The organism is Bradyrhizobium sp. UNPA324 (assembly GCF_006658635.1).
Lineage (GTDB): Bacteria > Pseudomonadota > Alphaproteobacteria > Rhizobiales > Xanthobacteraceae > Bradyrhizobium > Bradyrhizobium nanningense.
This window is the reverse complement of record NZ_LFJD01000004.1, coordinates 780,253-792,028: the sequence shown is the minus strand read 5'-3', so window position 1 is coordinate 792,028 and position 11,776 is coordinate 780,253. Positions and strand designations below refer to the sequence as shown.

Below are 11,776 nucleotides of genomic sequence, written 5' to 3'. Positions count from 1 at the left end.
TTCAAGCGGCTGTTGTCGGGATCATGGCTGCTTGGCTCCAGGTCCCGATGCTCCCCGCCCAGGTGCAGGTCCAGGAGCCGGCCCGGTCTGCCCCTTCTGGTCGCCTTCGCTGCTGTTGCGCTTGGCGCGGAATTCGCCGCCCTTGCCCTGTCCGTCCTTCGGACCGTCCTTCTGACTTTCCTTGGCGCCATCCTTCTTCTGGGCGTCCGGCCCGCGCGAGCGCTTGCGCGGAGCGAGATCGGCCGACGGGGTCTGGTCGTCGCGGCCGACGATCACCTTGGAGCCGTCGGCCAGATTGGCGAAGCCCGTGGTGACGACCCTGTCGCTCGCCGATAGGCCGCTGGCGATCACGGCGTCATGCTCGTTCTGCTGTGTCACCACTACGGGCTTGGCCGAGACGACGTTGTCCTCGCCGATGACATAGCTGAAGGTCCCGATCGGGCCGCGCTGCACGGCCGACGTCGGTATCACCAGCGCCTGCACCAGCGTCTCGACCTTGAGACGGACATTGACGAACTGGCCCGGCCAGAGCTGGTAATTGGCGTTGGGAAATGCCGCCTTGAGCTTGAGCGTGCCGGTGGTCTGGTCGACCTGATTGTCGATGCCGGTCAGCTTGCCGGTGTCGATCACCGTGATGCCGTCATTGCCGAACACGTCGACCGCGAGCGTGCCCTTCGCCGCGGCCGCATTGACGCGCATGATCTGTTGCTGCGGCAGGCTGAACCACACCGCGATCGGCTGCAATTGCGTGATCACCACGAGACCCGTGGTGTCGGAGGCATGGATGATGTTGCCCTGGTCGACCTGGCGCAGGCCGGCACGGCCCGAGATCGGGGCCACGATCTTGGTGTAGCTCAGCGTCGCCGCCGCATTGTCGATCGCGGCCTGATCGGCCTTGACCAGCGCCTCGGTCTGCGCCACCAGCGCGCGCTGGGTGTCGGCCTGCTGCTTGGAGCCTGCATTGGAGGCGGCGAGCTGCTCGTAGCGCGTCAAGTCGATGCGCTGGTTGGCAAGTTGGGCCTGGTCCTGCGCCTTCTTGGCGACTGCTTGGTCGTACTGCGCCTGGTAGATCGCCGGATCGATCTCGCCGAGCACGTCGCCCTTCTTGACGTCCTGTCCCTCGGTGAAGTTGACTGCGATCAGCTTGCCGTCGACCTGGGAGCGCACGGTTACGGTGTTGAGCGCGCGGATCGCGCCGACGCCGTCGAGATAGACCGGAACGTCCAGCACTCGCGGGCTCGCCGCCAGCACGGGCACCGGCAGATCGAGCCGCTGGTTGTTGCGGTTGTTGGCCTGCTGTTGATGCGTGGCGTTCCAGCCGAGATAGAACAGGCCGCCGAGGATCGCGAGCGTGATCAGGGTCATGACGAAGCCGCGGCCACGCGACCTTTTCGCCGTTCCCTCCTCTACGCCTTGCTTGCTATCCGGCTTAAAGAGCATTGACCGGTTTCTCCATTCGCGGCTCCCAGCCGCCGCCGAGCGCCTGATACAGGCTGACGATGGCGAGCAAGCGGGCCAGTTGCGCCTGCGACAGCGCGTCTTCCGCCTGGAACAGGGTGAGTTGAGTGTTGAGCACGGTCACGATGTCGGCGGTGCCGGCGCGCAATTGCTGCTCGGAGAGATCGAAGGCACGGCGCGAGGCGACGACCACGTCGCGCTGCAATTGCAGCTTGATCGTGGTCTGCTTGATCGAGAACAGCGCGTTATCGACGTCGGCAAAGGCCTGCACGATGGTCTTGCGGTAGGTCTGGAGCAGCTCGTCCTGCCTTGCCTTGGCGAATTCGAAATTGCCGAGGATCTTGCCGCCGTCGAAGATCGGCTGAGTGGCGCTGCCGACGAGCTGGAAGAAAGCCGCATGCGGCTGGAACAGCGAGACCAGTGCCGAGCTCTGATAGCCGCCATTGCCTGTGAGCTGGATGGTCGGAAAGAACTGGGCACGAGCATTACCGATGTTGGCGGTCGCAGACGCAAGCTGCGCCTCCTGGCGGCGGATGTCGGGCCGCTGCGTCAGGAGCTCCGACGGCAGGCCGGGCGTCACGCGCGGGATCGCGACCCGGTCCAGGGAGCTGCCGAGCACGCGCACGCTCTCGGGCGGGCGCGAGACCAGCACGGCGAGCGCGTTGACGTTCTGGTCCAGCGTCTGGCGCAGCGGCGGCACCAGGGCCTTCTGGTTGGCGAGCACGCTCTCCTGCTGGGCGACATCGAGATCCGTGCCGGTGCCGGCCTTGCGCCGCTCCCTGACCGCATCAAGGATGCGCTGCGCGCTCGCGATGTTGCGCTGTGAGGTCCTGATCCGGTCCTGCGAGGCCAGCACCTGGAAATAGGCATTGGCGACGGCTGCGAGCGTCGTCAGCGCGACGGTATCGCGATCGAAGCGATTGGCGTTGGCGGTCTCCTCGGCCGTTTGCAGCGCATCGCGGTTCTGGCCCCAGAAGTCGAGCTGATAGCTCGCGCTGAGCGAGGCCGAATAGTTGACGACTTCGCGGCCGCCAATGGACAGGCCCGAGGAGCTTGCGCCCGACGTGCGCGAATAGGTTTCCGATCCGCCCGTCGACACGCTCGGCAGCAGCGCCGCGCCCGCCTGCCGCGCCTGGGCGTCGGCCTGGACGATGCGTGAAACGGCTGCGGCGATATCCAGGTTGACGGTCTGCGCCTCTTCCATCAGCTGCGTCAGCTCCGCCGAGCGGAAGCCACGCCACCAATCCAATGACGGCGGCGCATCGCCCTTGCCGGCGTATTTGTACTGCGTGGGAACGTCGAGGGCGGGATCGGGGAGATCCTGAGTCAGCACGCAAGCACCGGACCCAGCGGCGAGGCACACCACCGCAACCCAGCGCGCCGCGCGCCGCGTCCGGGATGCAGACCCTTCGTACCGCCGCATGGCGATCGCCGGAACATCCTGTGTCACATCCACCCCCCGCCGGGCAGATCGAGCCGCCGCGGGACCGGATTAACCGATTCGCGGCGGGACAATCGGGGGGCTTTGGACAACTCGCTCACAGGGGTGATGCTTTCTGCGGAACCTGAGATCCATACTAGCCGGACGCGGAACGGCGGGACAGTCCGGCAGTTGCGAGATGACCACGCCGACGAGCCCGGCACGAACTGCCAAAACTGTGAAATGTGCCTGTCTTGCAGCCACTTCTCTCATGGCGAAACAACTGGAAATGGGATCAAGCTTACCAAGATTTCATGTGATATTGCTGCCACACCGTCCGTTGAGCCCTTCAATCCGAGCACCCCTCACCGCTTCAGCTCAGTCGCGCCCACTGGTCACTTCACAACACCGTCAATTGCCGCAAGCGAAGCTCTTTCCTCATGCCGATTTTTCCTCACCCTTCCCCCACTCTGTCCACGCTCCTCGACCGCGATCCGCTCGCCCGTGGCAAAAATTGGTCGCAAGACCACTCACCATGGGCGTTATCGTTTCGTGCTCTGGCGGACCTCAGTCATTTCCTCCTACCGATCTCCGGCCGCGTGGCCGCGCGCATCATCGGCGGTCGCACGGTTGGAGAATATCGCTGTTCGGACAGGAGTTTCAGACGGTTTCGCCGCAGCGCAAAAGCCTTCCCCTTTGTCCCCCCAAGCACTAGGTTCTGGCCAACCAGATCAATCCTCTTGGTGGCGATTTACCTGACATGAGCATTCGAAACGACGTTGTCGAAGCGATCGGCAACACCCCGCTGATCAAGCTGAAGCGCGCCTCGGAACTGACCGGCTGCACTATTCTCGGTAAGGCCGAGTTCATGAACCCCGGCCAGTCGGTCAAGGACCGCGCCGGCAAATGGATGATCCTGGAGGCCGAGAAGCGCGGCGAGCTCAAGCCCGGCGGTCTCGTGGTGGAAGCGACCGCCGGCAACACCGGCATCGGCCTCGCCGTCGTCGCCAGCGCACGCGGCTACCGAACCCTGATCGTGATCCCGGAAACGCAGAGCCAGGAGAAGAAGGACTTTCTGAAGCTGTGCGGCGCCGAGCTGATCGAGGTGCCGGCCCTGCCCTATGCCAACCCAAACAACTATCAACACGTCGGCCGGCGGCTTGCCGATGAGCTGCGCAAGACCGAGCCGAACGGCGTGCTGTTCGCAGACCAGTGGAACAACCTCGACAACGCCAAGGCGCACTACGAATCCACCGGACCCGAGATCTGGGAGCAGACGGGCGGCAGGGTCGACGGCTTCGTCTGCTCGGTCGGCAGCGGCGGCACGCTCGCCGGCATCAGCCGTTATCTGAAGGAGAAGAACGAGAACGTGCGAATCGCCTGCGCCGATCCGCACGGCGCCGGCATGTACGAATATTTCAGGACCGGCGATGCCAAGGCGACGCCCGGCGGCTCGATCACCGAAGGCATCGGCCTCAACCGCGCGACCGCGATCGTCGAGACCGCGAAGGTCGACGACGCCTACCTCATTCCCGATGCCGAAGCCGTCACTGCGATCTACGAATTGCTCCAGCACGAAGGCCTGTGCCTCGGCGGCTCGACCGGCATCAACATCGTGGGCGCGATGCGCCTTGCCAAACAGCTCGGGCCCGGCAAGACGATCGTCACCGTGCTGTGCGATTCCGGCAGCCGCTATCAGTCGAAGCTGTTCAACGCGGACTTCATGCGCGCGAAGAACCTGCCGGTGCCGGAGTGGCTGGAGAAGCGCAGCAACATCAAGCCGCCGTTCGTGTGATCGTCACGGAGCCCCGGGGAAGAACGCACATCCACAGGCTCGGCGCCTCGGCCGGGTTACGCGACCTCGCCGCGTTCCGAGGCGGCAGCACAATAGTCGCGCCAGAACCGGCGGTAGCCCTCCTCGACCCTGCGCGTGTAGATCTCGACATTGCCGGCGGCTGAGGCTGCGATCTGAGCCGGCAAACCCGCGCGCAACTTCGCCAGGTGCTCAGGCTGCGCCGCAAACCTGCGGGCGATTTCGACATAGCCATCGTCATCCGCGGCGACCCAGTCGCCGAGACCGACGGCGGTCACGATGGAAGCGCCGGCGCGCGAAGAAGCCCCGTTGCCGAGCTTGGCGACGACCGGAACGCCCGCATAGAGGGACTCCCAGGTGCTGACGCCGCCGTTTTGCGGGAAAGTATCGAGCGAGATGTCGACTTGCGCGAACGCCAGCAGGTGCTGGTGGCGCGGCGTCGAGCCCACGCAGATGACGTTCTCTTCGGCGATGCCCTGCGCGACGAAGCGCGCGATCAGACCGTCGCGGACCAACGGATCGTCGAGCAGAGTGTGCTTGATGATGATCTTCGAACCGGCCACCTCCCGCATCACTTTCGACCATACACGAATGGCCTGATCCGAGATCTTGGAGATGCGATTGAAGACGCCAAAGGTCACGTGGCCGTTGCGGAGCATGGGCAGATCCGAAGCAGGCACATCCAGGATCGGATCTGTCGTGATCAGGCACGGCAGGTCATAGACCTTTTCGGCCACCAGGTGGCGGGCCGATTCCGCAATGAAGATCGGATCGGCGAGCACGTAGTCCATGGTCTGCAGGCCGGTTCCCGTGGCGTGGCCGAAGCCCGTGACCTGGATCGGAGCCGGCTTGCGGGCGAATACCGGGAGCCTGTTGCCGGTGGTATGCCCGGACACGTCGATCAGGATATCGACCTTGTCGGCCTCGATACGGTCGGCCAGTTCGTCATCGGACAGCTGCCAGGCGTCGACCCAGACGTCCGCCAACGACTTGAACTTGGCGGTCATCTCGTCTCGCGTCGGCGAGCACGAATAGCAGACGATCTCGAACCTGGCGTGATCGTGATGGCGAAGCACCGGCAACAGACCGAACGCCGCCGAGTGGTACCAGAATTCGGCAGCGACATAACCGACCACGATCCGCCTGTCAGGATCGAGCTGCCGTGGCGCGAGCTTCCTCTGTGGCAATCTGGCGCCGATCGCATCCCCCCAGGATTTGCGCGCCGCCTGCTGGACCGCGAAATCGGCCTCGGAGAGGAAGTCCAGAAAGTAAATCTTCCGCGCGATCAGGTCCGGCTGGTCCGGCGCGAGGGCGAGCGCGGCGTCGAGATGTTCGATCGCGGCTGCGATGTCTCCCTGGTTCGCAAAACAGGAACTCAGCAGCGCGAGCGCAATCGCCGAGCGCGGATTTTCTTCGAGCAACGCCGTGCAGGCCAGCATCGCCTGCGCATTATTCCCCATGCTCAGCGAGACTTCCGCCTTCCCCCGCAAGGCCACTTCGAGCTTCGGCGAAAGCGCAAGTGCGGCATCAAAATCCGCAGCCGCCTGCTGTGGTCGCGACAGCGCAAAATTGAGTCGCCCGCGATGCGCGAGCGTCTTCGCCGAACCGGGCCTGATCGCGAGCGCCGCTGCGAGGGCGGCTTCCGCCTCATCGTAGTGCTTGAGCTCGATGCTGACCACGCCTTTGCCGACGAGCGCTTCGGCGTGGCGCGGCTGAAACAACAAAGCGCGCTCGAAACTCTGCCTGGCCCGGTCGAACCGGCCGAGCGCCAGCTCGGCGAGGCCACGATTGCAGAGCGCATCGGCATGATCCGGCTTCAGCTTGATCGCGCGATCGTACATCTCGATGGCCTGCTCGGGCAGGTTCATCTGAAGCAAGGTGTTGCCGAGGCCGGCCAGGGCCGGCGCAAAATTGGGCTTCAGCGCGATCGCCTTCTCCAGGCAGGCGCGAGCGGCCTCAAATTTCTGAAGAGCCAGGTGCACAGCAGCGAGATTGTTATGGGCCTCGTGCGAACGCGGATCGATCGCAATTGCGCGTTCGAGCAGCTGTTGCGCCTCCTCCAGACGCCCACCCTGTTGCACGCTCAGGCCGAGCAGGTGCGTGGCGTCGAAGTGATCCGGAACAGCTTGCACGATCTGGCGGCAGAGTGCCTCGGTCTCCGCATATCTGCCCTGGCCATAAGCGCTCGCCGCGGCGGAGATGATGGCGTCGGCCTGCTTCTTCAACTTCTTCTGCAATCGCGCATTCTGGAATGCGCGCGCGCCAGCGCTGCTCTGCAAGGTGTCTCTCCGGAAGATGGCCGGCGGCGAGTCTAGCTGATTCGTGCGGCGGGCCGGCGGGGCGGGAAATCCTTCCGGGCTATCCCGGGGGCGCTACCGGATCCTGCTCAGCAACCGCGAGATGCGTCCGCCCCGCTTACAGCAGCGTCGCCGCCTTCCGAGGCGGCGGCACAATAGTCGCGCCAGAACTTGCGGTACCCCGCCTCGAGCTCGCGCGTGTAGATCTCGACATTGCCGGCGGGCGAGGCTGCGATCTGGGCCGGCAGCCCGGCGCGTAACTTCGCCAGATGCTCGGGCTGCGAGGCAAACTTGCGGGCGATCTCGACATAGCCGTCGTCATCCTCCGCGACCCAGTCGCCGAGGCCGACGGCCGCCACGATGGAGGCGCCGGCACGCGAGGAGGCGCCGATGCCGAGCTTGGCGACGACGGGAACGCCCTTGTAGAGGGATTCCCAGGTGCTGATGCCGCCGTTTTGCGGGAACGTGTCGAGGGAAATATCGATCTGGTCGAAGGCCTTCAGATGGTCGTCGCGCGAGGTGGTGCCGAGGCAGGTGATGTTCTCCTCCGCAATGCCCTGCGCGATGAAGCGTGCGATCAGGCTATCGCGCAGCAGGGCATCGTCGAGCAAACCATGCTTGAGGATGATCTTCGATCCCGGCACCTGCCGCATGATGCACGACCACACACGGATCGCATCATCCGAGATCTTGTAGATGCGGTTGAACACGCCGAACGTGACGTGGCCGTTGCGGAGCATCGGCAGCTCGGACGGCTGCAGATTGGTGACGGGCTCCATCGTGATCAAGCACGGCAGATCGTGGATCTTCTCGGGAAACAAGTGCCGGACCGATGGCGGAATGAAGATGGGATCCGCGAGGACGTAGTCCATGGTCGGCATGCCCGTGCCCGTCGCATGACCGAAGCCGGTGGCCTGGATCGGCGCCGGCTTCCGCGCGAAGCATTGCAGCCTGTTGCCGGTCGTGTGGCCCGAAACGTCGATCAGGATGTCGACATTGTCGGCCTGAATACGATCGGCGAGTTCATCGTCCGAGAGCCCCCAGGCATCCACCCAGACGTCCGCCAGTGATTTGAACTTGGCGGTGTACTCGTCCGCGCCCGGCCAGGAGTAGTAGCAGATGATTTCAAATTTGGCGTGATCATGGTGGCGCAGCACCGGCAGCAGCGTGAGCCCCGCCGAATGCTGGCGGAATTCGGCAGCGACATAGCCGACCACGATCCGCTTTTCCGGATCAAGTGGCCGCTTCGGCAGCTCGCTTCGCGGCACCTTGGAGCCGATCTGATCCCACCAGGATTTTCGCACCGCCTGCTGGACCACGAAATCGGCCTCGGCGCGGTAGTCCTCCAGGAAGATCTTTCCCCTGATCGCGTCCCCATAGTCCGGTCGGAGCGCCAGCGCGCGATCGAGGTATTCGATCGCGGTATCCATGTCTCCCTGGTTCGAATAAGCGAAGCCCATCAGCGCCATTCCCATCTCGGAGCGCGGATTTCGCTCGATCAAGGTCGTCGCGGCCGCCATCGCCTGCGCGGTCTTTCCCATGACGAGGCAGGTCTGAGCCTTGCCCCGGAGCGCCAGCTCCAGCTTGGGCGAGATCGCAAGCGCCGCCTCGAAATCCGCAAGCGCGGGCTCCAGGCGCTGCAGTTCGTAACTGAGCCGCCCGCGCTGGGCCAGAATCCTCGGCGCACCGGGCTTGATCGCGAGCGCCGTGGCGAATTTGGCGGCCGCCTCTTCGTGGTGCCGAAGCTCCATGCTGACCATGCCGCTGCCGACGATGGCCTCGGCGTGACGCGGCTGGAACAGCAGGGCGCGCTCGAAACTCTCCTTGGCGCGCATAATCTGTCCAAGCACGATCTCGACCATGCCGCGGTTGCAGAGCGCATCGGCATAATCCGGTTTCAACTTGATGGCGCGCTCGTGCATCTCGAGCGCCTGCTCGTACTGCCCCATATGCATCAGCGTATTGCCGAGATTGGTCAGCGCGACCGCGAAATTCGGCTTCAGCGCGATCGCCCTCTCCTGGCACCGCCGCGCCTCTTCGTAATTGCCGAGATCGAAATGCACGGTCGCGAGGTTGTTGTGGGCATCGTGGAGGCGCGGATCGAGCGCGATCACGCGCTCGATCAGCTCTTGCGCCTCCTCGAGGCGCCGGCCGTCATGTGCGCACATGCCGAGCAGATGCGTGGCGTCGACATGATCCGGAAGGGCTTTCAGGATCTCACGGCACAGTGCCTCGGTCTCGGCATATCGGCCCTGACCATAGGCGTTCGCCGCAGCGGCGATGACCGCATCGGCCTGCTTCATCAATTTCTTCTGCAGTCGCGCGTTCTGGAATGCGCGCGCGCCGCCGCCGCTGTTCTGCAAGGTGTCTCTCCGGAGGATCCCCTGGGCAGAGTCTAACTGATTCGCAAGCCCCGCCGCCCGGTCGGCGGACCGGCATCGCCCCCGGGATTTTCCGGGGGCGCAACGCAAGATCTGGCTATGCCATCTCGCCGCGCTCCGAGGCGCCGGCACAATGATCTCGCCAGAACCGGCGATAGGCCGCCTCGACCTCCAAGGTGTAACGTTCGACGTTGCCGGCGGCCGAGGCTGCGATCCGAGCCGGCAGATCGGCGCGCAACTTCGCCAGATGAGCGGGCTGCGCCGCATATCTGCACGCGATCGCGGCATAGCCGTCGTCATCCTCGGCCATCCAGTCCTCGAGGCCCACGGCCGCGACGATCGAGCCGCCGGCGCGCGACGAGGCGCCCTTGCCGAGCCTGGCGACGACCGGAACACCCGCATAGAGGGATTCCCAGGTGCTGATGCCGCCATTTTGCGGGAACGGATCGAGGGAGATGTCGACATTCGCAAAGGCCAGCAGATGCTCGTGGCGCGAGGTCGAGCCCAGACAGGTGATATTCTCTTCGGCAATGCCGTGGGCCACGAACCGCGCGATCAGGCCGTCGCGCAGCAAGGGATCGTCGAGCAGCCCGTGCTTGATGATGATCTTCGAACCCGCCACCTCACGCATCACTTTCGACCACACCCGGATCGCCTCATCGGAGATCTTGTAGATGCGGTTGAACACGCCGAAGGTCACATGGCCGTTGCGGAGCATGGGAAGCTCCGACGGCGGCAGATCCAGGATGGGATCGATCGTGATCAGGCACGGCAGATCATGGACCTTCTCGGCCAGCAGATGGCGGGCCGATTGCGGAATGAAGATTGGATCCGCGAGCACGTAGTCCATGGTCTGAAGACCCGTGCCTGTCGCGTGGCCGAAGCCCGTGACCTGGATCGGGGCCGGCTTGCGGGCGAACACGGGGAGTCTGTTGCCGGCCGTATGTCCCGACACGTCGATCAGAATGTCGATCTTGTCCGCCTGTATGCGATCGGCCAGTTCGTCGTCCGAGAGCTGCGCCGCGTCGACCCAGACGTCTGCGAGAGGCTTGAACCTCTCGGTGATCTCGTCCTGTAACGGCCAACAGGAATAGCAGACGATCTCGAACCTCGTGTGATCATGATGGCGCAGCACCGGCAACAGCGCAAACGCCGCCGAGTGGTTCCTGAATTCCGAGGCGACATATCCGACGACGATCCGCCTGTCCGGATCGGGCTGCCGCGGCGGCAATGCCCTTTGCGGCAGTCTGGCGCCGATCGCATCCCACCAGGATTTCCGCACCGCCTGCTGGACCGCGAAATCCGCCTCCGGCAGATAATCCAGGATGAAGATCTTGCGTGCAATGGCGTCGGCATAATCCGGCGAGATCTCGAGCGCCGCATCGAGATGCTCGAGCGCGGTGGCGACGTCTCCCTGGTTCGCATAGCAGGCGCCGAGAAGCACGATTGCGTAATCGGACCGCGGATTGTCCTCGAGCAGGGTCTTGACGGCCGCAATCGCCTGCGTCGTGTTGCCCAACAGAAGGTTGACCTGCGCCTTCCCGCGCAGCGCGAGCTCGAGCCGCGGCGATCGCGCCAGCGCCGCATCGAAGTCCGCCGCCGCCTGCTCCAGCCGGTACAGATCGAAGTTCAGCCGTCCGCGCTGCGCCAATATCCGCGGTGAACCCGGCTTGATCGCGAGGCCAGCTGCGAGGGCGGCTTCGGCCTCCGCATAGTGCCGCAGCTCGATGCACACCATGCCCCTGCCGGCGATCGCCTCCGCATGACGCGGCTGAAACAACAGAGCGCGATCGAAACTCTCATTGGCGCGCTCGAACCGGCCGATCATCAGCTCCGCCATGCCACGGTTGCAAAATGCATCGGCATAGTCCGGTCGCAGCCTGATCGCGCGTTCGTGCAATCCGATCGCCTGTTCGCCGAGGCCGAGGTTCAGCAGCGTATTGCCGAGATTGGTCAGGGTGATCGGACAATTCGGCTTCAGCGCAATGGCCTTCTCCTGGCAGGCGCGGGCGTTCTCGAATTTCTCGAGCGCGAAATACACGGTCCCGAGATTGCCGTGGGCATCGGGCGAGCGCGGATCGAGCGCTATCGCGCGCTCGAACAGCTCTTGCGCCTCCTCAAGCCGCCCGCCCTCATAGGCGCGCAGGCCGAGCAGATGCGTGGCATGGAAATGATCCGGCAACTCCTTCACGATCTCGCGGCAGAGTGTCTCGGCCTCGGCAAATCTGCCCTGCCCGAGTGCCTCGATCGCCAAGGACATGACGGCATCCGCCTGCTTCCTCAACTTCTTCTGCAATCGCGCATTCTGGTAGGCGCGCGCGCCGACACTGCTCTGCAAGGTCTCTCTCCGGGATGCCCGAAAGGAGGCAAAGCTGATTCGGATGGTGCCAGGCTGGCGGGGCGGCTA

The 11,776-nt window shown here is 64.5% G+C and carries 6 protein-coding genes; 1 reads left to right on the top strand and 5 read right to left on the bottom strand.

What is annotated here, in order from left to right; genetic code table 11:
• Positions 1 to 21 precede the first annotated feature (21 nt).
• Positions 22 to 1,440, bottom strand: coding sequence for an efflux RND transporter periplasmic adaptor subunit (locus UNPA324_RS03790; protein WP_141933547.1), 1,419 nt, complete (start codon positions 1,438 to 1,440; stop codon positions 22 to 24).
• Positions 1,430 to 2,914 (bottom strand): efflux transporter outer membrane subunit, encoded by a 1,485-nt coding sequence (locus UNPA324_RS03785; RefSeq protein WP_141933545.1) that lies wholly within the window; start codon positions 2,912 to 2,914, stop codon positions 1,430 to 1,432. Before UNPA324_RS03785 ends, UNPA324_RS03790 begins: the two co-directional genes overlap by 11 nt.
• Before the next feature lie 724 nt (positions 2,915 to 3,638).
• Between UNPA324_RS03785 and UNPA324_RS03780 the strand changes: the two genes are divergently transcribed.
• Positions 3,639 to 4,673, top strand: coding sequence for a cysteine synthase A (locus UNPA324_RS03780; RefSeq protein ID WP_141933543.1), 1,035 nt, complete (start codon positions 3,639 to 3,641; stop codon positions 4,671 to 4,673).
• A 56-nt stretch (positions 4,674 to 4,729) separates the two neighbouring features.
• On the opposite strand, the gene UNPA324_RS03775 is transcribed toward UNPA324_RS03780, so the two are convergent.
• The 3 genes from UNPA324_RS03775 to UNPA324_RS03765 form a co-directional block, all read right to left on the bottom strand.
• Positions 4,730 to 6,970 carry a tetratricopeptide repeat protein gene (locus UNPA324_RS03775; protein ID WP_164936563.1) on the bottom strand — a complete coding sequence of 747 codons (2,241 nt, stop codon included), beginning with the start codon at positions 6,968 to 6,970 and terminating at the stop codon, positions 4,730 to 4,732.
• Between the two features lie 107 nt (positions 6,971 to 7,077).
• Entirely contained in the window at positions 7,078 to 9,351 is a 2,274-nt protein-coding gene (locus UNPA324_RS03770) for an O-linked N-acetylglucosamine transferase, SPINDLY family protein (protein WP_181769279.1), read from the bottom strand.
• Positions 9,352 to 9,466: 115 nt separating this feature from the next.
• Entirely contained in the window at positions 9,467 to 11,707 is a 2,241-nt protein-coding gene (locus tag UNPA324_RS03765; protein WP_181769278.1) for a tetratricopeptide repeat protein, read from the bottom strand.
• Positions 11,708 to 11,776 lie beyond the last annotated feature (69 nt).